Origin of the sequence: Streptomyces sp. NPDC101194 (assembly GCF_044767885.1) — a bacterium.
GTDB lineage: Bacteria > Actinomycetota > Actinomycetes > Streptomycetales > Streptomycetaceae > Streptomyces.
Window position 1 is genome coordinate 1,413,510 of the sequence record NZ_JBIWOS010000002.1, and the last position, 24,945, is coordinate 1,438,454.

The following is a 24,945-nucleotide window of genomic DNA, read 5'->3' on the forward strand; positions in this document are numbered from 1 at the left end:
CCGCCCGCTCATTCCCTGACCCGCAGCAGCAGCACCGATCTCTCCGGTACGGTCAGCGTCCCGCCGCCCGGGTGGACGGTGCCGGGGGCCGCATCCTGGTCCTCCCGCGAGGTGTCCAGGACGAGTTCGTAACTCTGCGCCCAGGGCGGCCCGGGGAGCACGAAGCCGCTCGGCCGGTGGTCCGCGTGCAGGATCGCCAGAAAGCTGTCGTCCGTGACCGGCTCGCCGCGCGCGTCCCGGCCGGGGATGTCGCGACCGGAGAGATAGAGCCCGAGCGTGGCCGCCGGGGCGTACCAGTCCTCCTCCGTCATCTCCGCGCCCTGCCGGGTGAACCACGCCAGGTCCCGCAGCCCGTCCGCCGCCTGTGCCTGCCCGGAGAAGAAGGCGCGGCGGCGCAGCACCGGGTGGCTGTGGCGCAGGGTGAGCACCCGTGAGGTCAGCTCGGTCAGCGCCCGCCACTCGGGCCGGTCGAGCAGCGACCAGTCCACCCAGCCGACCTCGTTGTCCTGGCAGTAGGCGTTGTTGTTGCCGCCCTGGGTACGGCCCATCTCGTCGCCCGCCACCAGCATCGGCACCCCGGTGGACAGCAGCAGAGTGGTGAGCAGATTGCGCAACTGGCGGCGGCGCAGCGCGTTGACGTCGGGGTTCTCGCTCTCGCCCTCGGCGCCGCAGTTCCAGGACCGGTTGTCCGAGGTGCCGTCCCGGTTGCCCTCGCCGTTGGCCTCGTTGTGCTTCTGCTCGTAGCTGACCAGATCGCGCAGGGTGAAGCCGTCGTGCGCGGTGATGAAGTTGACCGAGGCGTACGGGCGCCGGCCGCCCCAGGCGTACAGGTCGCTGGATCCGGTCAGCCGGTAGCCGAGATCCCGTACGTCGGGCAGGGCGCCGCGCCAGAAGTCCCGCACGGCGTCGCGGTAGTGGTCGTTCCACTCGGTCCACAGCGGGGGGAAGGCGCCCACCTGGTAGCCGCCGTTGCCGACGTCCCACGGCTCGGCGATCAGCTTCACCCGGCGCAGCACCGGGTCCTGGGCGATCACCGCGAGGAACGGGGAGAGCATGTCCACGTCGTGCATCGAACGGGCCAGCGCCGCCGCCAGATCGAAGCGGAATCCGTCGACGCCCATCTCCGTGACCCAGTAGCGCAGCGAGTCGGTGATCAGCCGCAGGACGTGCGGCTGGACCACGTGCAGGGTGTTGCCGCAGCCCGTGTAGTCCGCGTATCTGCGGGCGTCGGACTGGAGACGGTAGTAGCCACGGTTGTCGATGCCGCGCAGTGACAGCATCGGGCCCAGTTCGCTCGCCTCCGCGGTGTGGTTGTAGACCACGTCGAGGATCACCTCGATCCCGGCGTCGTGCAGGGCCCGCACCATCCGCTTGAACTCGCCGACCTGCTGGCCGGCGGTCCCGCTGGCCGAGTAGTCGGCGTGCGGGGCGAAGTAGCCGATGGAGTTGTAGCCCCAGTAGTTGCGCAGGCCGCGCCGGAGCAGATGGTCCTCGTGGGCGAACTGATGCACCGGCAGCAGCTCCACCGCCGTCACCCCGAGCCGGAGCAGATGGTCGAGCGCGGCCGGATGCGCGAGACCGGCGTAGGTGCCCCGCAGTTCCTCCGGGATGCCGGGGTGCAGCCTGGTGAAGCCGCGTACATGGAGCTCGTAGATGACGGAGTCCGCCCACGGGGTCTTGGGGCGGCGGTCCTCGGCCCAGTCGTCGTCGTCGTGGACGACGACGCCCTTCGGCACGTACGGGGCGGAGTCCCGTTCGTCGCGCACGGTGTCCGCGACCTGCTGGTGCGGCCAGTCCCGCACATGGCCGTACACCTCGGCCGGGAGGGTGAACGAGCCGTCCACGGCGCGGGCGTACGGATCGAGGAGCAGTTTCGCCGCGTTCCACCGGGCACCGGTCCAGGGGTCCCAGCGGCCGTGCACCCGGTAGCCGTACCGCCGGCCCGGCCGTACGCCCGGCACGAATCCGTGCCGGATCTCATGGGTCAGCTCGGTCAGCGCAAGGCGCGTCTCGTTTCCCTCCTCGTCGAAGAGACAGAGCTCGACGGCCTCCGCGCCGCCCGCCCAGAGCGCGAAATTGGTGCCCGCCACGCCGTCGGGGCCCACCCGGAATCGGGCTCCGAGCGGCGTGGGAGCGCCGGGCCACACGGTGGGCGGGCGCCCCGTCACGGCCTGTCGCGCGCGCTCTCGCACGGACGCCGTCGCCGTCTCCTGCACTGCTTCCTGCTCGGCTGCGCTCGACACCTGCTCGCCTCCCGCGGCTCGTGGGGATCCGCACCGAAGAGGAGCGCACGGCGTCCCGGCCGCGGCTCCCCGAGTGTGGTCCTCCCCTTTGTTCTGCCCACACCCGCGCCCGCACTCACGTTTCCCCCGACCGGCCCCCGTCGTCGGGGGACGTGGACCATGTGGTGAGGAGGGCGGCGGCGGACACGGACCACCGTGCCGACACGGGCAGGACCCCGGAACCTGAGCCGGGCCCTTCGGGAGGCCGGCTCCGCCCTGCGCCGAGGCACCGTCGGAGCGGCCGGGACCCGTCCGGCGGACGCGAACGGACCCCGGCCGGCCCCGTGCGCACGCCGGACCGCGTGTCACCCGGCGAAGCCCGGGAGAACTTGGGACTGAACGGTGACATCCGCGGGGTCAACTCCACCGGTTCGGTGTGATTATCTTTCGCTGAGCGCGCATGTGCAGCGCGCGGGGGCGGGGACCTGCGGGTTCCCAGGGCCTTGGCGGGGCCGGGCCGTGTGAGGGGAGACGAGCACATTGAACGGGCAGCCGATATCGGGGACATCGGCCGGGGCGAACAGCGGGCGGCGCGGTCGGGGAGCCACCGGAACGCTGGCTCTGGGACTGGGGGCGCTGCTGTTCCTGGTGACCGCGTGCGGCGGGGGAGACGCCGGCGACGCGGGCAAGGGCGGCAAGGGCGGAAAGGCCGAGGACACCACGGCCTCACAGGCCGTGGTGACCGTCGCGCCGAAGGACGGGGCGGACTCCGTCGCCACCAGCGGGGCGCTGAAGATCTCGGCCGCGCAGGGGAAGCTGACCACGGTCAAGGTCGCGGACCCCAAGGGCGCCGAGGTCGAGGGGAAGATCGCGGCGGACGGCGCGAGCTGGACGCCGGACCAGCATCTGGCCGCCGCGACCAAGTACAGCGTCCACGCGGTCGCCAAGGACGCGAAGGGCCGTGAGTCGGCGAAGGACACCAGCTTCACGACGCTGGTCCCGCAGAACACCTTCATCGGGCAGTACACCCCGGAGGACGGCTCCACGGTCGGTGTGGGCATGCCGGTCTCGATCCACTTCACCCGGGGCATCACCGACCCGGCCGCGGTCGAGAAGGCCATCAAGGTGACGGCCGAGCCGTCCGTACCGATCGAGGGCCACTGGTTCGGCAACGACCGGCTCGACTTCCGCCCCGAGGCGTACTGGGCCGCCGGTACCAAGGTGACCCTGAAGCTCAACCTCGACGGCGTCGAGGGACGCCCCGGTGTCTACGGCAAGCAGGCCAAGACGATCTCCTTCACCATCGGCCGCAGCCAGGTCAGCAGCGTCGACGCGAGCACGCACCGGATGAAGGTCGTCCGCGACGGCCAGCAGATCAAGGACATCCCGATCTCGGCGGGCGCCCCCGCGACCACCACGTACAACGGTCAGATGGTCATCAGCGAGAAGCTCAAGGTGACCCGCATGAACGGTGACACGGTGGGCTTCGGCGGCGAGTACGACATCAAGGACGTGCCGCACGCGATGCGTCTGTCCACCTCGGGGACCTTCATCCACGGCAACTACTGGGGCGGGTCCGGTGTCTTCGGTTCGGCCAACACCAGCCACGGCTGTGTCGGTCTGCAGGACGTGCGTGGCGCGTGGAGCAAGAAGACCCCGGCGGCCTGGTTCTTCGACAACTCGCTCATCGGCGACGTCGTGGTCGTGAAGAACTCGAAGGACCGGACGATCCAGCCGGACAACGGCCTCAACGGCTGGAACATGTCCTGGGCGGAGTGGACCAAGTAGTTCGCGTCGATCGGAACACGAGCGGGCCCGGTGCTGTGACCGACAGCACCGGGCCCGCTCGTCGCTCCGGCCCGCGAACCGAATCCCCTGTCGCCGGAGGCGGTTGGGACCGACCGGCGATCGGCGCAGGCGCCTCGCGGCGGCGTGGTCGATCAGCAGCGCTTCGCCATGCCCCGGTCCTCCGCCCGGCGATGCCCCCGGAGCCGCTCCTTCTTCCACTCCCGATCGACGGTCGGTCTAACCTGCCTCTCATGACCGTAACCCTCGAAGTACGCGACGGCGTCGGCACGATCCTGCTGGACCGCCCGCCCATGAACGCCCTGGACGTCGCCACCCAGGACCGGCTGCGTGAACTCGCCGAGGAGGCCACCCGGCGCGACGACGTCCGCGCCGTGGTCCTCTACGGCGGCGAGAAGGTGTTCGCGGCGGGCGCGGACATCAAGGAGATGCAGGCGATGGACCACACGGCGATGGTCGTACGGTCCAAGGCGCTGCAGGACTCCTTCACCGCGGTGGCCCGGATCCCCAAGCCCGTCGTCGCCGCCGTCACCGGCTACGCGCTGGGCGGCGGCTGCGAGCTGGCGCTCTGCGCCGACTTCAGGATCGCCGCCGACAACGCCCGGCTGGGCCAGCCGGAGATCCTGCTCGGGCTGATCCCCGGCGCGGGCGGCACCCAGCGCCTCGCCCGGCTGATCGGCCCCTCCCGGGCCAAGGACCTGATCTTCACCGGTCGCCATGTGAAGGCCGAGGAGGCCCTGTCGATCGGTCTGGTGGACCGCGTGGTGCCGGCTGCCGAGGTGTACGAGCGGGCGCACGCCTGGGCCGCCGGGCTGGCGAAGGGGCCGGCCCTCGCGCTGCGCGCCGCCAAGGAATCCGTCGACGCGGGACTGGAGACGGACATCGACACCGGGCTCACGATCGAGCGGAACTGGTTCGCGGGTCTGTTCGCCACCGAGGACCGGGAGCGCGGAATGCGCAGCTTTGTGGAAGAGGGGCCGGGCAAGGCCAAATTCCTCTGAGCGAACGCCAGTTGGGCACAGGTTGACGCGGGTTCATCCGTGCGGGCGGATTGGCCGGACCTTAAGGGAACGTTAAGGTCCGGCTGTCCGAAGCGGCTGGCAAAGTCGTCTGGATGCGATATCCGTGCAGGTCAACAGGGGTGCGAGGGGCCACATTCTGCCACTGGCATATGCCTATCGACCTCTGCGGAATGGTGTATTCCGGGGTGGGGATTCCCTTGGAACGACCCCGGAGCACCCGCCTTGCGGCCATGATGGTGTGCATGGCGGGCCTGGAGGGTGTGGAGCAGCCGCGACCGCGCAGCGGTGCGACAGCGGCGCGGTGGATGCCGACCATCGAGGACGAACAGGCGTTCAAGGCACTGGAGTTGTTCGGGAATCCGGCGGAGGGCGAGGTCCGGCTGCCGTCCCGTCCGGAGTCCGCGGCCACCGCCCGGCGGCTCACCTCGTGCGTGGTGCTCCGTCAGTGGGCACTCTCTCCGCAGACCGCCGAATATGCCGTGCTGCTCGTGTCGGAGCTCGTCGGCAACGCCGTGCGGCACACCGGCGCCCGGGTCTTCGGGCTGCGGATGCTGCGACGTCGCGGCTGGATCAGGATCGAGGTGCGCGACCCCTCGCGCGGGCTGCCCTGTCTGATGCCCGTCCAGGCGATGGATGTCAGCGGGCGCGGGCTGTTCCTCGTCGACAAGCTCTCCGACCGGTGGGGAGTGGATCTGCTGCCGCGAGGCAAGACCACGTGGTTCGAGATGCGCATCTCCGACCGCTGACCCCGGCGGCCCCGTTCCGGATGCACAGAAGCCCCCGGTCCGCCGTGGTGGGGCGCTTCGGGGGCTGCTGTGTGGGGGGCCGTGAAATGGGGGGTGTGTTCACGGCCGCTTGTGACGACCGGGCTCGGGTCGGTGCGGTCGTGTGACCGACTATGGCAGATGGGCGACCTCGCGGCCAAAGGTGCAAATAGGGCATTGATGAATATTGCGGGGCATTTGTTAAGGGAATCAAAGGTGTGATGAGTCACTTGCCTGGAAAAGCATGAATATTTATGGGATTTGGCGAATGATTCATTCGCGTCACCCATAAACCCTCAGTGATATCTTCTGTCCGTTTCGCGCCTACTGTTCTGCACATGAACGCCTCCGACGGACCGGTGCACCGCCGCAGCGCCCTGCGCGCCGGAGCGGGGGCCGCCCTCGCCGGTGTCCTCGCCGCCGGATGCGCGGGCCGCGGCGACTCCACCGGGTCGGCCCGGAGCGCCTCGACCGCCACGAACCCGCAGCGCTCCGCCACCACGCCCACCGGGCACCCCGCGCCCGCGCCGCGCCGCATCCCCGGACAGCCGGCCCAGATCGACCACGGCCCCCGCGACCGCGCCCGCGTCGCCCTCACCTTCCACGGCCAGGGCGACCCCGCCATCGCCCGGACCGTGCTCGCCGAGGTCGAACGCGCCCACGCCCGGATCACCGTCCTCGCCGTCGGCAGCTGGCTCGACGAACACCCCGAGATGGCCCGCCGCATCCTCGACGGCGGGCACGACCTCGGCAATCACACCCAGCGCCATGTCGACATCTCCTCGATGGGTGAGCAGGAGGCATACGCGGAGATCACCGGCTGCGCCCAGCGGCTGCGCCGGCTCACCGGCTCCATCGGCACCTGGTTCCGGCCCTCGCGCGCCAGGTACGCCACCCCGCTCGTCCAGCGGCTCGCCGCCGCTGCGGGCTACCCGCACGTCCTCTCGTACGACGTGGACTCCCTCGACTTCACCTCTCCCGGCGCCGCGGCCGTCACCCGCAAGGTGGCCGGGGAGATCCGTAACGGATCGGTGGTGAGCCTGCACTTCGGCTACGCGGACACGGTCGCCGCCCTGCCTCTCCTCCTCACCGAAATCGACCGCCGCCGACTGCGCGCGGTGACGACCACGGAGCTGCTGACCTGATGTCTTTCTCCACCAAGCACACCGCGGCCCTGCTCGGGGGCGTTCTCCTCGCGGTACTCACCGGTTGTGGCTCCCCCGCCGAGAAGGGGAACGTCGAAGCCGTCGGCAGCGAGGCCGCCGTCCCGCCCGTCAAGTCGCAGGGCCTCACCCCGTCCGGGCTGCCCGGCATGCCCCCGGTGCTCGACGCCAAGGACGTCTACGCGGCCGACCGGCCGGGGAAGCTCTCCCCGGTGGTCAAGGGCTTCCCGTCCCGGGTGTACGTCCCCAACACCAACTCCGACACGGTGTCGGTGATCGACCCGGCGACGTACAAGGTCATCAAGACCATCAAGGTCGGCCGACAGCCGCAGCACGTCGTCCCGTCCTGGGACCTGAAGACTCTCTGGGTCAACAACGACATCGGGGACAGCCTCACGGCCATCGATCCCGCCACCGGGAAGAAGGGCCGCACGGTACCCGTCTCCGACCCGTACAACCTCTACTTCACCCCCGACGGCAAGTACGCCGTGGTGATGGCCTCGATGGATCGTCAACTGGTCTTCCGTGACGCCCACACCATGAAGACCGTCAAGGCCGTCCCCGTCACGTGCGGGGGCGTCAACCACGCCGACTTCTCGACGGACGGCCGCTACTTCATCGTCTCCTGCGAGTTCTCCGGCGAGCTCCTCAAGGTCGACACGGCGAGGATGAAGGTCGTCGCCCAGCAGAAGCTGCCGCTGGACGGCGCGATGCCGCAGGACGTGAAGCTGTCGCCCGACGGCGGTACGTTCTACATCGCGGACATGGTCGCGAACGGGATGTGGGTCCTGGACGGGAAGAAGTTCACCACCCCGAAGCTGCTGCCCACCGGCAAGGGCGCCCACGGCCTCTACGTCAGCCGCGACTCCAAGGAGATGTACGTCTCCAACCGGGGCGAGGGCACCATCTCCGTCTTCGACTTCGCCCGGCGCGAGCTGGTGAAGAAGTGGAGCCTGCCGCACGGCGGCAGCCCGGACATGGGCGGGATCTCGGCGGACGGCAAGGTCCTCTGGCTGAGCGGCCGTTACAACTCCGAGGTGTACGCGATCGACACCTCCACCGGCAGACAGCTCGCCCGGATCCCGGTGGGCAGCGGCCCGCACGGACTCGCCGTCTACCCGCAGCCGGGCCGGTACTCGCTGGGCCACACCGGCGTCTTCCGCTGACGGCCCGGCGTCAACACTCCGCCCGACACGCTCGCCTTCGGGTGACGCTTCGCGGCCCGGCATCGCACTGTCGAGACAGTGACCGTCATGATGATCACTTCTCGTCTGCGGCGTCGGGCCGCAGTCGCCCTTGCCGCTCTCTCCGCCGTGCTCGTCCCGGCCGCCGCCACCGAGGCCGCCCCCGCCGCCGCTCCCGCGGCCGTCGCGTTCAAGCCCGGTGGCTGCCCGGTCGTCACCGACCATCTCCTCGCTGCCGCCGACCCGGTGGACATCCGCCGGATCACCCCGCGCCCCTCCTGGCGGGACAACTGCCGCCAGCTCTACCGGGCGGACGGCCGGGGCCCGCAGACCATCTTCGACGAGGGCTTCCACGCCAGGGACATCGTCCACGGCCAGTACGACCTGGAGAAGTACGTCCTGGTCAACCAGCCCTCGCCGTTCGTCTCCACCACGTACGACCACGACCTGTACAAGCGCTGGAAGAGCGAGTTCAACTACTACATCGACGCTCCCGGCGGCATCGACGTGAACGAGACGATCGGTGACACCCACAAGTACGCCGACCAGATGGAGGTCGCCTTCCCCGGCGGCGTCGACCGCACGTTCATCGTCGGGGCATGCCCCGTCGACCGGGCGACCAGGACCGAGATCATGAACAAGTGCGTCGACAACCCGAACTACAAGCCCTGGCGCAGCTGATCCGCTGAACCCTCACCCCGCGACGAACAGGGCCTCGGCGCCCACCGGCCGGTAGCCCGCCGTCTGGAACGTCCGCACACTGCGGGCGTTCCCCGGCGACTGCTGGGCCCACACCGCCGAGTCCGGCACCAGATGCCGGGCCGCCCGCGCCAGTCGCTCGCCCAGGCCTCGGCCGCGCGCCTCCTCGGCCACCTCGATCGCGGTCTCCCAGCGCCCCGCGACGCCCCGGCCGAGGATCACCACACCGCCGTCCGCGGACCAGACGCGCACCTCGTCGCGGTACTTCATCGCCCGCGCCACCCGGGGATGCTCCGGGTCCTCGATCTCCCGCAGCGCGATCTCCGGCTCGCCCGGCAGCGCGTCCGCGACCGTGAGCAGATCGATGGTGTTCATGTGCCGACCGCTCCGGGCCAGCAGCGCGCCCAGGAAGTGCGGATTCATCGTCGCGGCGAGCTCGTCGCCGGGGGTGGCGGCCAGTACGGCCCGCACCCAGCCGGGATCCTCGTCGGTGAACACCACCGAGTGCGCGGTGAACGCCAGCACGCCCGCGTCCCTCACGTTGGGCTGCCCCACCACCGTCGTGGCCCCGTCCGGCGGCGGAAACCGTCCGTGCGCCGCGGCGGTCAGGATCCGTACCAGCGTGTCGTCCATCAGAGTCCCGCTCCCCGGTCGAGTCGTGGCCCGCCGGGCAGCGGGCCACCCACTCATGATCGACGACCGGCCGCCGCGACCGCCATCCGCCGGGACCGTTAATCTGACCTCCGTCAGTCAGACACTGGTCGGACCTCGACCAGGCATGGGTGAGGCATCACGAAGGGGCGGAACTGTGGCGGACATCGAGTCGGCGCGCAAGGCATTCGAACGGTTCGATCTGAACGGCGACGGGCTGATATCGGCCGCCGAGTACAAGAGCGTGATGGCTCAGCTCGGCGACCCGTACGTCACCGAGCCGGTGGCCCAGGCCGTCATCAACTCGCACGACGCCAACGGCGACGGGCTGCTCACGTTCGACGAGTTCTGGGCGGCGCAGAACAAGGGCTGACGGCCGGGAGGACCCCGGCCCGCGGGCCGGGGCCGCCGGCCCGTCGCCTCCGGTCGCGGCGCAACGGCCGGTCTCAGGCGTTCCTGCGGTACGGTGCCCAGCCGCGCAGCTCGTCGTCGCGCGGGGCGTGCACCACGGCGGGGGCTCCCGGGCCGAAGCCCATCACCGGACGTGAGGTGTCCCAGCCGGGCCAGCCGGGGTCACCGGAGGCGGCGAACCGTACCCACGCCGCGTGCATCGCGTCGGCCAGTTCCTGCGGGGCGTCCTCGCCCGCCAGGGCCACCGCGTCGGGCCGGTCCAGCGTGTCGAAGACGAAGGCGATCTCCAGCCCGTGGCAGGCGCCGAGCCGCAGCACGGGGGACGGCCAGCCGAACTCGTAGAAGTAAGTGCCCCCCGAGGCACCGGTGCGGGCGTCGGCCACCCGGTTCAACGGGACGCGCAGCAGCAGATCGGTGGCCAGCGCCCCGAGCACCTCACCCGGAGCGGACCCCGGCCGGTTCGCGCGATACGTACGCGCCGTGGCGTTCGGCACCCTGAACTTCAGCAGGGCCAGCCGGAGCCCGACCCCGGACAGCCGCTCCGTCAGCCCGCTCGGCACGAACCAGAGCCGGTACTCCTCGCTGTTCGATCCCATCAGCAGATCGACGTCGGACGCGGCGCCGTCCAGCAGGGCCTCCAGCGGGTGACGGGGCAGCAGATCACCGTCCACCACGATCTGGAAGGAGTTCCCGCCGGTCAGCGGGGAGCCGCCGGACGTCACCGCGGTCTGCGCCGCGAGGAGCCGCGCCGGGTCCACCGCGGCCAGCACCCCGGCCGTCGCCGCGACCCGCAGCCGCTTGGCGATCAGCTCCGTGGTGCGGCGGGCGGCGGCGTCCAGGGGGAGTGCGGTCGGCGCACCGCTCTGCAGCACCGCCCGCCGGAACAGGCCCTTCGCGCGCGGTGCGGCCAGCAGTGCGGCGATGCTGATGGCCCCGCCGATTCGCCGCACACCGTGACCCGGTCCGGATCTCCGCCGAACGCCGCGATGTTGTCCCGCACCCAGGTCAGCGCCGCGAGCTGGTCGAGCAGCCCCCGATTGGCGGGCGCGTCCGGGAGGACCCCGAACCCCTCGACGCCCAGCCGGTAGTTGACCGACACCAGGACCACGCCGTCACGGGCGAACGTCGCCCCGTTGTACACCGGCACGGCCGACGAACCGTGCAGCAGCGAACCGCCGTGGATCCAGACGAGGACGGGCAGCCCGGTACGGGCCGGGGAAGGCGTCCACACATTGAGGTTGAGACAGTTGTCACCCGGCACGTCGGGATCGGGCAACAGCCGGTCCAGCGGCGGGGCGTACGGCCGCTTGGGCGCCGTCGGTCCGAACGTCACCGCGTCCCGCACCCCGTCCCAGCGCTCGGGCGGCTCGGGCGCCCCGAAGCGGCGGGAGCCGACCGGCGCGGCCGCGTACGGGATGCCGCGGAAGACCGCGACACCCCGCTCCAGCGTGCCGCGCACCGCCCCGTGGACCGTGCTGACCTGCGGTGAAGCCTCGGATACGGGTGGGGGTACGGCAGGCATGGGGTGGCATCGGCCCTTCTGCGGCGCGTTCATGGACGGAGTCTCGGCGGGAGGTCGTGGAGGTGGGCGGCGTGATGGTCGGCGAGCCGGACGGCGGGTGAGGGCGCCGTCGGGGTGCGGTACCTCCACCGGCGCCGATGACTCGACCCCGTCCGGCGCGACCCGGATCCGGCGTTCCTCCTGCCATGACCCGACGGCCCCCGTCAGGCGGCGAAGAACCGGGACAGCGACTCCCGTCGGTCGACCTCCACCAGATCGGGGCGGGTGTAGCGCTCCGCGCGGGCGTGGTAGTCGAAGTCGCCCCTGACCAGACCACGGTAGTCCTGCACACACCGCTCCAGCGCGGCGCGGGTCGGGCCGTGGATCCCGGCCGCCTCTATTTGCTCGATCAGTTCCTGCTCGGCACGCCGGACCCGTTCCGCTATCTCCGCGAGCTGTGTCCCGGCCTCGTCGACCGCCTCCTGGAGAGTTGATCCGTGGTCGCGCTGAATGAGGCGTACCGCATTGTGCTCGTAACCGAGCAGGGCTTCCTTCTCGAAGGAGCAGATGTCGTTGCAGAGCCCCGAATGATCGGTTACGGCGTTGCGCAGGGCGATATACGCGGGAAGACTGCGGGCGGATTCCGGGAGGTCGATTCCGGCGGTGATCTCATGCAGGTCCAGGAAGGGCTGCATCGCCACCGAATCCCGGCGGTGCTTCACGAATTCGTCCCTGGTCGGCACCTGCCCGGCGGCCCGTTCCACGGCCTCGGCGTAGTAGGTCCACAGCCAGGCGACCGTGTCCCGCCGGAACTGCCGGATCCAGCGCGTCGAGCGGTCCGGGTACGTCCGGGCCCGCAGTCCCGCGAGTGCGTGCTCCATGGCACCGCGCGGCGGTGCGCCGTCCAGCACGGCCACCAGCCGGTCGATCGCCGCCTCGCACATGCGCGGATCCCGCCCGGCGGGACCGTCGTCGAACTCGTCGTCGACGAGGAAGGCCCAGAAGAGCCACTGGCAGAAGAGATCGAGATGCTGCTGCGATGCGGTGGGGAATATGAGGGATATCCAGAGTTCGGGCCTTGTCCGGATCATCTTCTTGCGGGCCACCGGAGAGAGTGTGAGGTCATTGGTCTCGGCCCATTCCCATGCGGCCTTCCTGGCGTCCTCGATTCCTGGATTGCACCCGGCGCTCAGGAACGGCATATGAAACTCTGGCAGCGCGATCTGGCTCATTGATGCCCCTCGTCGAAACGATGCGGATGAACGATACGAACGTCGATCTGATCGAATTCACGCGTCGAAGCCGTTACGCACGGGGAGACGGACCGCGCCTTCCCGGCCGTTCCCGGCCGGACGCTCACCGCACGAGTCGAGACGGTCATCCCTGCTCACTCTCCTCCGCCGGGGTCGGGCATCGGGGCCGGGCCCGCGATGGCAGACGCCGTCGGCGCAGGACGGTGGCATCACCATGCGTGACTCCCAGTCAACCCCGAGTGGGCGGGCGGGGGAAGCCATGTGTGACCGAAATTGTGTGGTCGCCAGGGGACGTCTCGTCATCCCAGGTGGTTCAGCCGACCGCGCGGCCGTCCGGGGGAGTCACCGGTTTCACGCCGTTCCGGTGCGGCCCCGAAGCGCCCCGGGCAGGTCGGTGATCCCCCTGCCCGGGGCCGCTTCACAGCAGGCTCAGGCGCCCTTCAGATGCCGCATCAGCCGCTCGAAGTCCTGCCAGCCCGACAGGTCCGACGGGTCGCCCGGCAGCGGGTAGTACAGCGACGGGCGGGAACTCGGGCCGAGCTGGACCGGGGGCTCGGACAGCGGAGTGCGCCGGGCACGGTCGCCGGGCATCTCGCGGACCTCCTCCGCGCCGAGCACGAAGGCCAGCGGGACACCAGGTCCCTCGAAGCGCGGCGGAACGGCCAGGTCGCGGCGGGCCTTGCGGAGCTGGACGAGCATCGACTGCAGGTGATGACGGGTGGCGAGGACCTCCGCGGCCCGCGGCAGGGCGTCCAGCGGCGGCTCCTCGTCGGGGCCGTAGCCGAACGCCAGCGTGACGTCCTCCTCCACACCGGCCTTCGTACGGCTGATGCGGACCGTCGCCAGGCCCGGCCGGTCCGGGCCGCCGACCACCACGAGCCAGGTCGGCTCGGGCGCCCGCTCGTGGGCGACATCGGTCAGCCGGCGCAGCGACCAGGGCAGGTTGGCGGGCTCCGCGGTGCCCCAGCCGGCCGGAGCCGCACCGGTCAGCTCGCGCCACACCGACTCCAGAGCCCCGCCGAGCACCAGCCGGTCGTCCGCGGGGTGGACCGTGCGGAACGAGACGGCCAGCTGACGCTCGCCGGTGTCCGCGACCTCCCGGTACGCGGCGGCGACCGGAGTACGCGGGTCCCCGGGCACCGGGTCGGCCGCCTCGACCGGCGAGAACAGACCGTTCTGCCAGCGCAGTACGGCACCGGACAACCCGTCGTAGTAGCCGTCCTTCTCGTCCTGCACCACCCAGCGCGACGGCCAGCCGGTCAGGCTGTTGCGCACGGCGGGCGAGAGCACGACCCCCGGCGAGGTGACGATCTGGAGGCCCAGTTCGGCGTCGGCGGCGGCCCGGAACGCGTCCGAGAGCCAGGCCGTCATGGCGATCACCGGGCGGTCCTGGATGACGACGGCCACCTTGTCGGTGAGGGCGTCCACGGCGGGCTGCGCGGCGGCGGGCGTGGGCGCCACACTCACGCCGTCGGTCTTCACCACGGCGAGGGAACGCGCGGCCTCGGGCGGCCAGGCGGAACCCCCGGCCAGCGTGGCGATCCGGGCCGCGAAGGTGCCCGCGAGCAGCTCGGCCTCCTCGACACCGGTGGTGGCACGGGCCTCCGTCCACCAGAACGGGACCGGGGGAGCGGTGGCCCCGAGCAGCCGCTCGGCCTCGCCCGCGACCTGCACCAGCAGCGGTGCCTCGACGGAGACGAGCGGACGGCCCTGCTCGTCGCAGAGCTGCACGACGGCATCCTCGCCCGCCGTACCCACCAGCTTGTCGGGACCGCCCGAGAGCAGACCCGCGAGCACGGTCAACGGGTCGGGCATGCGCGTGGTGAGGGCGATGACGTCCTTGGTCATGTGGTCGGCCGTTCCTTCTTCGTCCGGGGTGCGGATGCGCTGCGGGGTGCGCCCCGTGGGTACGGGACGGCTCCCCGGTGCGTCACTCGGCGGTGTACACGGTCTGGATCAGGCGGTTGGGCCGGCCCCTCTGGACGAACACACCGCGGCCCGGCGGCTGCTGCGTGGCGTACACACCGGGGAACAGCTGACCCTCGCTGCGGTCGCCGGCCATCAGGAGCGCCGAGGAGCCCGACTCGCGCAGCCCCAGCACCAGCGGGTCGTACATCCCGCGCGACGCGCCCGCGACCCGGCGCGTCAGGACGAAGTGGAGCCCGATGTCGACCGCGGACGGGATGTACGGCAGGAACGGGTCGAGGGGTGCCTGGCCCGCCGTGGTCAGCACGTCGTAGTCGTCGACGAGGATCACGATCCGCGGACCGCTGCCCCAACTGCCCGGCTCCAGGTCCTCGGTGTCCGCCCGGTCGTCGGGCAGCCGCTTCTCCAGCTCGGTGGCGATACCGGCGGCGAGGCCGGCACACATCTTGGGGTTGTACGCGTAACCGCCCCGGAACTCCTCCGGAATCGCGCCGCGCAGACCACGCCGCGGGTCCATGACGGCGAAGACCAGCTCCTCCTCGCCGTAGCGCTCGATGAGTCCACCGGCGATGGTCTTCAACAGGTTCGTCTTGCCGCACTCGCTGTCGCCCATGATCAGCAGATGCTGGTCGTGCTGGAACAGGTCGAGCATGGCGGGCGCCAGCGCCGTCTGGTCCAGCCCGATCGGCACCCGCCGGGGCTCGGCGACCGGCCCCGGCAGCAGATGCGGCTCCAGCACCTGCGGCAGGATCCGTACCGGCTGGGCGACCTCTCCGCTCCAGGTGGCACGGATCGTGCGGGCCGTGTGCTCCAGGACGGCGCCCAGGTCCGAGGTGTCGGCCAGTCCGTCCGTACGCGCCAGCGCGACCTGCGCGAAGAGCTTGCCGTCGGTGAGGATCCGGCCCGGCTCGTCCGGCGACAGCGTCTGGGCGAGCTTGCGGTCGATGCTGGACTCGCTGGGGTCGTTCAGCCGCAGCTCGACCCGGGTGCCGAAGTTCGACTGGGTGGCGATGCGCACGTCGTTCCAGCGGAGCATCCCCGCGACGACGTGGATGCCGTAGCCGCCGCCGCGCTTGAGGATGTCGACGACGGCGTCGTCCAGCTCGTCGAAGTCGTCGCGCAGCGCCCCGAACCCGTCGATGACGAGCACGATCTCGGCCGACGCCAGCTGCGGCAGCCGGCCCGCGGCGTGCAGGGAACGCAACTGCTCCACGGAGTCGATGCCGTGCTCGCGGAAGAGCTCCTCACGGATCGCGAGCATGCCCCGTACCTCCTCGACGGTACGGGCCGCGCGCTCCCGGTCCGCCCGGCCGGCCACCCCGCCCACGTGCGGCAGGCCCGACACGGCCTGGAGTCCGCCACCGACCAGATCGAGGCCGTAGACGCCGACCTCCTGAGGGGTGTGGGTCAGCGAGATCGAGAGGGCGAGCGTGCGCAGGAGCGTGGTCTTGCCGGACTGCGGGCCGCCGATGATCGCGGCGTGACCGCCCGCCACCGTCAGGTCCAGGTACCACTGGCCCTGCCACTGCTTGGTCGGGTCGTCCAGCAGCCCGAGCGGCACCTGGAGCGGACCCCGCCGCTTGGCGAGCTGCATTCCGCGCGAACCCACCTCCAGCGGACCCGCGACCTTGTCCAGGGCGATGGCGTCGGGCAGCGGAGGCAGCCAGATACGGCGCACCGGACCGGCCGCGTCACGCAGCTGATCGACGATGACGCCCATCTCGGTCGGCCCGGTCTCCCGGCGCCGCACCTTGGGCTCCTCGCCCGTGCTCTCCGGCTCGGCCAGGGTGTTGTAGGCCTCGTACTCAAGGGCGAGCGGACCCTGGTCGGCCTCCTCCGTACGCTCCACCGGACCCCGGTACGCGCCCGAGACGTAGCTCGCCTTGAAGCGCTCGTAGTGGCTGGTGTCGACCTTCAGATAGCCGAACCCGGGCAGCGGCGGCAGATGGAAGGCGTCCGTGGTGTCCAGGACCGTACGGGACTCGTCGGCGGAGAAGGTGCGCAGACCGAGCCGGTACGAGAGATAGGTGTCCAGGCCCTTGAGCTTGCCGCCCTCGATGCGCTGGCTGGACAGCAGCAGATGCACCCCGATGGAGCGGCCGATGCGCCCGATCGACAGGAACAGGTCGATGAAGTCCGGCTTGGCGGTGAGGAGTTCACCGAACTCGTCGATGACGACGAACAGGTGCGGCAGCGGGTCCAGATCGGGCCGCCGCTCCGCGCGCAGCGCCGCGTAGTCGCCGATGTCGGCGACATTGCCCGCGTCCTTCAGGACCTGCTGGCGGCGCTTGACCTCACCGGCGAGCGAGGCGTGCACACGCTCGACGAGGCCCGCCTGGTTCTCCAGGTTGGTGATGACACCGGCCACGTGCGGCAGGTCGGCGAACGGCGCGAAGGTCGCACCGCCCTTGTAGTCGACGAGGACCAGGGCGAGATCCTCCGGCGGGTGCGTGGCCACCAGGGCCAGGACGAGGGTGCGCAGCAGCTCCGACTTGCCGGAACCCGTGGCGCCGACGCACAGCCCGTGCGGCCCCATGCCCAGCTCGGAGGACTCCTTCAGGTCGAGGAGCACCGGCTGGTGGGAGTCGCTGATGCCGATCGGTACGCGCAGGAAGGCCCGTTCGCCGCGCGGTGCCCACAGACGTGACAGATCGAGCCGTGCCACGTCGTCGATGCCGAGCAGGTCCGCGAAGTCGACGGGCCCCGACAGCGGGGCGTCGACGAGGGACTCGGCGGACAGCCGCATCGGCGCCAGCATCCGGGCCAGCCCCTCGGCGAACGGGATGCCGACCTCGTCCACGGTGCCGTGGGCGCTGATCGGTTCCCGCTCCCGCAGATCCTCGATCACCACCGCGTCGCCGTCGACGGTGATCCGGACGCTGACGTGTCCGGGCTCCTGCACCCGGTGTTCGAGCAGATGCAGCACACTGACGCTCATCTCGCGCAGGCCGACCGCGTCGTCCGGGCGCGGCAGGTCGACGGCGTCCTCGCCGTGCCCGTCGGTGACGACGAGCAGCCGGGACGTCATGGACAGCGCGTCCTTGCCGGACAGACCGCGTCGCACCTCGGCCGCGTAGGAGGCGCGGCGCCGCAGCTCCGGGCCGATCTGACGGGCGAGCTGGGGCGCCGAGGGGGCGATCCGGCGTGCGGAGACGGGACCGTCGAACTGCTCCGGGTCGAGCAGGTGCGGCATCCACTTGGCCCACTCCCAGTCGGCCAGCCGGTCGCCGGGCACGGCGAGGGCCATCGCCACGTCGTCGGGGGCGTGGGTGGCGGCGGTCTGGACGAGCAGGGCGCGCGCGACGCGCAGGCAGTCCTCGCGCGGGCCGATGACACTGATGTTGCCGACCCGGTCGAGCGGGACGGTGAGCGGCAGTTCGGTGCCGGTACGGAAGCGGTCCATCAGCGCCGACGCCTCGTTGAGCATGAACGTGTCGGGCGGGGAGAGGACCGACGAGCCCTGCTGGGCTACCTTCAGATCGCGTACCGGCATCTCACCGGTACCGACGCGCACCCGCAGGAAGTCGCCGTCGAGACGGCGGCGCTCCCACACCCGGGCCGGGTCGCGCACTATGTCGTACAGCGCGTGCGGCGGGGGGTTGAGGACATCGGCCCGTTCCGCCCGCTCGCGTTCCTCGACGGAGAGCTCCTCGCGCAGGTCCTCCAGATAGGCGAGGTAGGCCTCGCGCTGGGTGCGGCGGGTGCGCTGGGCCTTGCCGCGCTGGGAGAAGACGAGCGCGACGGACCCGATGACGGTGACGACGAGGATGATCGCGCCGAGCCCGGCGAACTGGCTGTTGCGCACGACCGTCATCATCACGACGGACGACATCACACCGGCGACGGGCAACAGCGACATCGCGATGTTGCCCGACTTGCCCTCGGGCAGGTTCGGCGGGGCCTCGATGGTGCGTGCCTCGGAAGCGGCCGGCGGCCGGGTGGTCCTGGCCGGGCGGTGGATCAGTCGGGTACTCATCGTCGTCCGTCACTCGGGGTCGGGCTCGGCATCGGGGATCAGTGGGTCGACCGTGGAACCGGCGGCGGTGCCGACCGTCGTCGGTCGTACCCCTGGTCGTGGTCCGCGGTGTGGCCGGTCGTGGTCAGTGGTGCTGCTGGGAGAGCCGGAACACGTCCGCGGCGAGACGGGTCACGGCCTCCCTGGTCGCGTGCGCCAGGAGTTCGGTACGGATCGCGCCACCGGCCGCCAGATGCCGGTCGTACGGCAGGACCTGGACGCCCGCTCCGGTGGCCTTGAGCTTCTCGGCGGCCTCGGCGAGGTCGAGTCCGGGATGCGGCACGAGTTCGCTGAGCACGACGACCGTCCCGGCGATCACCTGCCGCGGCAGCGACTGCATCCACTGCAGCACCGCGTACGTACTCGTGATGCCCTCCAGCGTGGCGGGGGCGGCCAGCACGCGGGCCTGCGCGGCGGACAGCGCGACCCGGGCGACCTCGGCCGGCAGCGTCTCGCAGTCGACGACGGTGACGCCGAAGTAGCGGCGCAGCGAGACCATGACCCGCTCGTACGCCCTGCTGTCCAGCATCGCGCCGATCTGGCCCTGGCTGCCGGGCAGCAGCCAGGCGTTGCCGGGGAGTTGTACCAGATAGCCGGTGATGTCCATCAGCGACATCTGGGGCTCGATGATGCCCGCCAGGTCGCCGGTGGTCCAGCGCAGCGTCTCGGCGCCGAGACGCAGCGGCAGCGAACCGAGCGCCGGATCGGCCTCGACGAAGAGGACAGGATCCTGCCGGTAGTGCGCGTACGTGGTGCCGAGCAGCGCGGCGACGGTCGACTTGCCCGCGCCGCCCCGGATCGAGGTGACGGCGATCTGCCGGCCGGTCGTCACGGGTTGCTGGAGCGTCTCGGCGGTGGCGGTGGTCCGGGCGACCTCGCGGGCGGCCGACGAGGACACGCTCACGCGCAGGGCGCGTGCCGCCCGAGCGGTGAAGGGCTCGCCATGGCGCGCCTTGCGGCCGACGGCGGCGAGGCCCTTGTCCACCACGGGCCGGGAGTCGGGCGTGCGGTGGGGGCGGGTGCCCGGGGTGTACGCGGCCGGGGCCTGCTGCGGCTGCGGACGACCGGCGGGGTGGGGCGCTGCCTGCTGCGGTTCGGTGGGGCCGGGGCGCTGGGGCGGCTGTGGCCGGTGCTGTTCGGGGTGGCCGGCATGCGGGGCTGCCTGCCGGGCGTGCTGCTGTTCCTGCTGTCCGGGGTACGGGGCGGCTGCCTGCTGCTGTTGCTGGTGGCCGGCCTGCTGCTGGGGCGTCCCGTACGCGGGCGCGCCCTGCGCGGGGAGGCCGGGGTTCGGCGCGGGGGCGGCGTACGGCTGACCGCCCGGCCCCTGCGCGTGGGCGTCGTACCCCTGCCCGCCGGGGCCCTGCGCGCCCTCCTGGGCGGCACCGCCCCTCATGGCGCGCAGCACGTCGCCCTGCCAGTTGTCTTCGTTCGGCATGTCTGCCCTTCTTTTTCGCCCTGCTGCCCCGCCCGGAGCACCTGCGCGTCGAGTCAGAACTTGTTGAGCAGCTGTCCGTACACGCCGAACACACCGACGGCGAGCGGGAAGAGCCCCACCACGCCGATGGATTCGACCAGATCGGCCATGCGCCGCAGCCGGACCTGCACGTGCTCGGGCGGCTGCACCGCCAGGACGAGCAGCGGCAGCACCGCGGCCACGCACAGCAGGGCGAGCGGCCCGGCCCCACCGGCGTGCTGCGTCCACAGCATGACGAGGCGCACGACCAGGATCGCGGCGGCGGCGAAGAGCGCCACGACCTCGGCGACCAAGGGGAAGGCACGTGCCCGGGAGAGCAGCACGAGGGCCACGAGCGAGGGAAGCGCCACGGTCCACACGGACGGTTTGTCCGCCAGGGTGAGCAGCCAGCCGCCGGCCGCCGCGGAGACCGCGGTGACCATCGTCGCGAGGGCCAGGCCGCGGTGGGTGGCCGCGAGCGCGTTGCCCACCTGGTGGCGGCTGACGGAGACGCCGCCGGACCGGCGGTCGTCGAGCGCGGTGAGCCCGGACGCCGCCAGCGCGAGCCGGGGAAGCAGTCCGAGCAGCACCACGGAGAAGACGGCCATGACGGCGCCGAGCCGGGCCGGATCGCCCTGGACGGCGGCAACTGCCTCCCACACCACGACGATCGCGGTGGTCGCGGCGGCACCGATGAGTCCGCCGCGGCCGAGCGGTGAGAAGTGGCCGAGCAGGACCAGCATCAGCACGAGCGCGCCCGCGACGGCCGCGAGCCGTGCGGTTCCCGACCATTCGTAGGCATCGGCGGCGGTCCACGCGGTGACGATGCCGAGGCTGCCGGAGGCGAGCAGGAGCGCGGTCGCCAGGCCCCGGTTGCCCTGCCCGACCTTCGCGAAGAGCGCACCGGCCGCCAGTAGGACGACCGTCACGGCCACGAGGGCGCCGGTCAGCGCTTCGAGCGCGAACTCGCGGCGGGCGAGCAGCGCGGCGACCACCGCGAAGGCCACCGACGCCACACCCGCACTGGTCCGCCGGGCGGCGGGACGCCAGCGCCAGGCCTGCAGATCGAGGTCGTCGGCCACCAGATCGGTGACGTCGTGCACCACCGGGGCGGGGGGCGCGGAGTGGGCCCGGACGAGGCGCAGCACGGCACCGTCCGCGATCCCGGCCGAGGACAGCGTGCTGTCGTGCGGCAGCGCGGAGCCGTCCGACGTGATCAACTGCCGTGTCATCGGGCGCGCAGCGGCCCGGTCGTCCAGCAACTGCAGAATGTCCGGAAGCAGCTGACCGATCGGCGTATCGGACGGCAGGACGATATCGGCCCGGCGTCGTTCGCCGACCAGGGTCACCCGGCTGAGCTGCGCTCGGGAAGTCGTTGCTGTGCTCACCACTTTACGGGAACCTATCATCGCGACGTTTGAGGAGTCGGGCAGCTTGGTGTGCCCATGCTACTAGCGCCTTCTCCGGCCCCTTTGTAGGGAAGTCATTTCTGAATGAGCCGGAGTTGTCGAGCTATTGGGGATTCTTCGTCGATTCCCCGTTCTTCTCCGGTTGTGGTGATTTCACGGGCTGCTGGTACTGCTGCTCCTGGCGCTGCTGCTTCTGCTGTTCGGCCTTCTGCTTCTCCAGCATGTTCTGGACGAAGGACCACCCGACACATCCCGCGCACAGCACGGCCGCGATGGCGATCCCCGCGAACACCTTCCCGAGCCGCTCGTCCGCCGTACGCCGCGCCCGCTGCGCGCCGAACAGCAGCGCGTCCCGCATCCTGCGCCGGCGTACCGCCACCGACTCCAGAAGCTGGCTGTCGTAATCCCGTGCCATTCGTCTCGTCGTCCGTTGCCTCAGTCGTACGTGGTGTCGGTCGTGGTCGCTGCATCATCGCCCTCGGCGCGAGGAACGGCGGCCGGGGCCGGGTCTGTCCCGGGCACTCCGGGGGAGCGGCATATTCCGCATCAGCCGACGGGCACCGTAAGGAAATCCCCCAATTCTCTCCTGCAACATAAGGCATGGGCGAGCAGGCAGTACAGCCCAGGTCGAGGCGGGAGCGAGTACGGCCGACGCGCATTCCGTGTGCGTCAGGGATCGTCCCGCGAACCGTCTGCCACGGCCTCGTACCACGTGCACAACGACTCGGCCACGGCGTCGAGGAGACCGCTCTGCGCCGCCTGCGCGATCGTCCCGTCGGAGAACCGTTCCCCACGCACCACGGCCGTGGCCGCGCGCACCGCGTCCGCCGGACCCAGCCGCCCGTCGGCGGGCACGGCCGGCGGTGGGTTGTCCTGCCACAGGTACGCGGGCGTCACCGCGCCGACGACGGACAGCGCGTGCACCAGGCGTTGGAGCCGCTCGCCGTGGAGCGGGTGGCTCATCCGCCGGGTGCCGTCGGGCCGCTGCCCGCCGTCGGACCACCGCACGGCGCGGTCCTCATCCGTGAGCGCGGCGAGCGCTTCCCTCAACTCGCGCCACGCGTCGGCGTTCTCGCGGTCGAGCTGAGCCAGCAGACGCCGGTCGTCGGCCTCGGTGACGACGCGGGCAAGCTCCGTGAGCGCGGCCAGGGTCGGGGCCGTGGTCAGGGAGTCCGGGACGACATGACTGACGCACCTCGGGTCCGAGTCACGGGCCAGCTCGGCGAGCGCGGCCGTGGGTACGAGCCCGCGCGCCTTGGCGGTGCGGAGCTTCGTGGACCACTTGAGCCCTTCGTCGAACCCGGCCCGGTCACCGGCGGGCCGCAGGCACCAACCGGCGGCGTCGTCCTCGTCATTGGCCCACAGGTAGCCCATTGCCTCGCCGCAGGCGTCGGCGACGGTGAGGTGATGAACCGGCTTGTCGGTCTCGGCGCGGTAGCGCGGCGCCTCGGGTTCGTACGTCATGGTCAGCTCGCGGCGGCGAGACTCCTGACCACATCGACGTTCGGCGCCTCGGTCAGGGAGCCGGGTACGACATGGCTGCTCTTCGAAGGGTCCGATTCCTTGATCATCTCTGCCAGGGCGGCCGTCGGGGCGATTCCCCGGGCCTTCGCGTCGTGGAGCTTCCGGGCCCACCTCGCACCCTTGTTGAACGCCTCGTCGCCGCCCGCCTTGCGGACCAGCCAACCGGCGGCGTCGTCCTCGTCGTTCGCCCATACGTAGCCGATCGCCCCGCCGTCCCTGTCCGCCACCGTCAGGTACTGGACGGGCTTGTCGGACTGGGAGCCGTAGCGCGGTGGCCCGCCGGGCGCCTCGTCGAACAACAGATCCTCGTTCAGCCGCGGATTGGGCCGCTGCTCGCTGCTCATTCGTGTACCACTCCCTTGTTCGACGGCAGGACTTCCCCGTAGACCTGGACCTGGCCATTCTCCATAAAGACGCGGGTCACCTTGAACTCGGAACCGCGGGCCAGGAGCAGCTCCCGCTCCGACACGTCGAACTTGGAGACCTTCTCCAGCCACAGGGCGGGCGTCCCCTTCGGCACGCGGAGGTGCAGGATCGCCTCCTTGCCGGCGAAGCCGGACACCGGGTGGTTGCCGAGAGACGTGGAGGTGTAGCCCTTGTCCGGGTACGTCCTGCCCAGCATGTCGAGCGGGGAGTCCAGCTTGAGGTGGCCCAGCCCCGTACCCCGGACGACCATGATGTCGTCGGGCACGGGACGCGTCGACATGACCCTGTCCATCTCGGCGATGTCGTGCAGCACCTCCGGCTTCGGACCGAACCCCGGAGTGCCGCGCAGATGACCGTTCATGTCGTGGTACGACGGGAACGTCTCACCGGTGTAGTCCCAGAGAGCCTGCTTCGCGGACGGGTCCAGATTGTCCACGTAGTCGTTCCAGTAGTCCTGGCCGTACTTGATCGCCGCCGTGTCGTCGACGAACGGGACCGTGCCCTCGGTGAGTTCGGCTGCGGCGACCCGGTGCTTCTCGGCCGTCGTGAGGTCGTCGAAGTCGTCGGCGGAGAGGTGCGGGGTGTACTTGAAACCGTCACCCGGACCGCCGTTCCCCACCCCGTCCCCACCGTGGTGGCCGGCGGTCGTCGTGTCGTCGGCGCTGTGTGTGAGGTCGTCGGCGGCGCCGTGCGGGTCGACGTGGCTGCCGTGGCCGCTGTGGTCACCGGCGTGCGCCGCGTCGTCGGCGTGCGCGGCCACGTCGTCCGCGTGCCCGCCGTGGGAGGTGTCGTGGGTGCCACCGTGCGGACCGTCGTGCCCGTGCGTGCCCGGGCCGTCGTGGCCCGGGGCGTGCGGGGCGTCCGGGGTGTGCGGATTGCCGTGGGGCAGGTCGTGGCCCGGCCCGTGCGGCCCGGTGGGCGGAAGATCGTGCCCAGGAGCCGTGTGCCCGGGGATGTCGTGCGCGGCGCCGGTGGGGAAGTGATGGGTGGGAACGTGACTGCCGACGCCCCCCGGGACGTGGCTTGCCGGGTCGAAGTGTGCGGGGGCGGGGCCGAACGATCCGTTCGGTACGTGGTTGGGTATTCCGCCCGGGACGTGGCTTGCCGGGTCGAAGTGTGCGGGGGCGGGGCCGAACGATCCGTTCGGTACGTGGTTGGGTACTCCGCCCGGTACATGGCTGCCCGGACCGTACGGCACATTGCCGAAGCCGCCGCCGGGGGTGTGCGGCGCCATGCCGGGGAAGCCGCTTCCCGCGTGGACGCCCGTCGGCACCGACTGCTGTATCTGCCACGACGACGGCAGGCCCGACGTATGAGGGACCGTGTCGTGCGGGATCGGAGTCGTTTCGACCACGCCGTTCGGGGCGACCAGATTGCCGTTGGGCTCCAGAAGACGACCGTCGGGCAACTGCACGGAACCATCGGGGAGTTTGGGGATTTCGATGTTGCTGATGCCCTTGATGCCCTTGGTGATGTCGCCGATCTTGGAGAGGCCGGCGCCGGCGCCCTTGGCGAT

The 24,945-nt window shown here is 71.2% G+C and carries 18 protein-coding genes and 1 pseudogene; 7 read left to right on the forward strand and 12 right to left on the reverse strand.

What is annotated here, in order from left to right; genetic code table 11:
- Window positions 1-8: 8 nt before the first annotated feature.
- Entirely contained in the window at window positions 9-2,243 is a 2,235-nt protein-coding gene (gene glgX / locus ACIRP2_RS13065) for a glycogen debranching protein GlgX (protein ID WP_404249333.1), read from the reverse strand.
- A 519-nt stretch (window positions 2,244-2,762) separates the two neighbouring features.
- On the opposite strand from glgX, the gene ACIRP2_RS13070 reads away from it, so the two are divergent.
- From ACIRP2_RS13070 to ACIRP2_RS13095, 6 genes are all read left to right on the forward strand, one after another.
- Window positions 2,763-4,010, forward strand: a complete 1,248-nt coding sequence (locus ACIRP2_RS13070; RefSeq protein ID WP_404249335.1) for an Ig-like domain-containing protein — start codon at window positions 2,763-2,765, stop codon at window positions 4,008-4,010.
- A 251-nt stretch (window positions 4,011-4,261) separates the two neighbouring features.
- Entirely contained in the window at window positions 4,262-5,029 is a 768-nt protein-coding gene (locus ACIRP2_RS13075; protein ID WP_351074659.1) for an enoyl-CoA hydratase-related protein, read from the forward strand.
- Window positions 5,030-5,280: 251 nt separating this feature from the next.
- Entirely contained in the window at window positions 5,281-5,796 is a 516-nt protein-coding gene (locus tag ACIRP2_RS13080) for an ATP-binding protein (RefSeq protein ID WP_404249506.1), read from the forward strand.
- Window positions 5,797-6,152: 356 nt separating this feature from the next.
- Entirely contained in the window at window positions 6,153-6,959 is an 807-nt protein-coding gene (locus ACIRP2_RS13085; protein ID WP_404249338.1) for a polysaccharide deacetylase family protein, read from the forward strand.
- Entirely contained in the window at window positions 6,959-8,143 is a 1,185-nt protein-coding gene (locus ACIRP2_RS13090; protein WP_404249340.1) for a beta-propeller fold lactonase family protein, read from the forward strand. The genes ACIRP2_RS13085 and ACIRP2_RS13090 overlap by 1 nt, the downstream gene beginning before the upstream one ends.
- Before the next feature lie 90 nt (window positions 8,144-8,233).
- Window positions 8,234-8,842, forward strand: a complete 609-nt coding sequence (locus ACIRP2_RS13095) for an ADP-ribosyltransferase (RefSeq protein WP_404249508.1) — start codon at window positions 8,234-8,236, stop codon at window positions 8,840-8,842.
- A gap of 12 nt (window positions 8,843-8,854) precedes the next feature.
- Here ACIRP2_RS13095 and ACIRP2_RS13100 read toward each other — a convergent pair whose 3' ends face one another.
- Window positions 8,855-9,493 (reverse strand): GNAT family N-acetyltransferase, encoded by a 639-nt coding sequence (locus ACIRP2_RS13100; RefSeq protein WP_404249342.1) that lies wholly within the window; start codon window positions 9,491-9,493, stop codon window positions 8,855-8,857.
- Between the two features lie 175 nt (window positions 9,494-9,668).
- On the opposite strand from ACIRP2_RS13100, the gene ACIRP2_RS13105 reads away from it, so the two are divergent.
- Window positions 9,669-9,884 carry an EF-hand domain-containing protein gene (locus tag ACIRP2_RS13105; protein ID WP_123461777.1) on the forward strand — a complete coding sequence of 72 codons (216 nt, stop codon included), beginning with the start codon at window positions 9,669-9,671 and terminating at the stop codon, window positions 9,882-9,884.
- Between the two features lie 73 nt (window positions 9,885-9,957).
- Here the strand turns inward: ACIRP2_RS13105 and ACIRP2_RS13110 are convergent.
- The 10 genes and pseudogenes from ACIRP2_RS13110 to ACIRP2_RS13155 form a co-directional block, all read right to left on the reverse strand.
- A pseudogene (locus ACIRP2_RS13110) lies at window positions 9,958-11,444 on the reverse strand (carboxylesterase/lipase family protein).
- Between the two features lie 203 nt (window positions 11,445-11,647).
- On the reverse strand, window positions 11,648-12,625 hold the full coding sequence (locus ACIRP2_RS13115) for a terpene synthase family protein (protein ID WP_404249510.1): 978 nt from the start codon (window positions 12,623-12,625) through the stop codon (window positions 11,648-11,650).
- A gap of 480 nt (window positions 12,626-13,105) precedes the next feature.
- On the reverse strand, window positions 13,106-14,524 hold the full coding sequence (locus tag ACIRP2_RS13120) for a DUF6177 family protein (RefSeq protein WP_404249345.1): 1,419 nt from the start codon (window positions 14,522-14,524) through the stop codon (window positions 13,106-13,108).
- Between the two features lie 82 nt (window positions 14,525-14,606).
- Entirely contained in the window at window positions 14,607-18,578 is a 3,972-nt protein-coding gene (gene eccCa, locus ACIRP2_RS13125; RefSeq protein WP_404249347.1) for a type VII secretion protein EccCa, read from the reverse strand.
- Window positions 18,579-18,702: 124 nt separating this feature from the next.
- Complete coding sequence (locus tag ACIRP2_RS13130; protein WP_404249349.1) at window positions 18,703-20,052, reverse strand: MinD/ParA family protein; 1,350 nt, start codon at window positions 20,050-20,052, stop codon at window positions 18,703-18,705.
- Window positions 20,053-20,105: 53 nt separating this feature from the next.
- The gene (gene eccD / locus ACIRP2_RS13135) at window positions 20,106-21,479 is read right to left on the reverse strand and encodes a type VII secretion integral membrane protein EccD (RefSeq protein WP_404249351.1); all 1,374 of its coding nucleotides are present in this window, start codon (window positions 21,477-21,479) and stop codon (window positions 20,106-20,108) included.
- A 103-nt stretch (window positions 21,480-21,582) separates the two neighbouring features.
- Entirely contained in the window at window positions 21,583-21,894 is a 312-nt protein-coding gene (locus ACIRP2_RS13140; protein ID WP_404249353.1) for a hypothetical protein, read from the reverse strand.
- Between the two features lie 254 nt (window positions 21,895-22,148).
- Entirely contained in the window at window positions 22,149-22,943 is a 795-nt protein-coding gene (locus tag ACIRP2_RS13145; protein WP_404249355.1) for a DUF6508 domain-containing protein, read from the reverse strand.
- 2 nt (window positions 22,944-22,945) lie between these two features.
- Window positions 22,946-23,347 (reverse strand): hypothetical protein, encoded by a 402-nt coding sequence (locus tag ACIRP2_RS13150; protein ID WP_404249357.1) that lies wholly within the window; start codon window positions 23,345-23,347, stop codon window positions 22,946-22,948.
- Window positions 23,344-24,945, reverse strand: a 1,602-nt coding sequence (locus ACIRP2_RS13155; protein WP_404249359.1) for an ADP-ribosyltransferase, incomplete at its 5' end; no start/stop codon positions are given. The genes ACIRP2_RS13155 and ACIRP2_RS13150, both read right to left, overlap by 4 nt.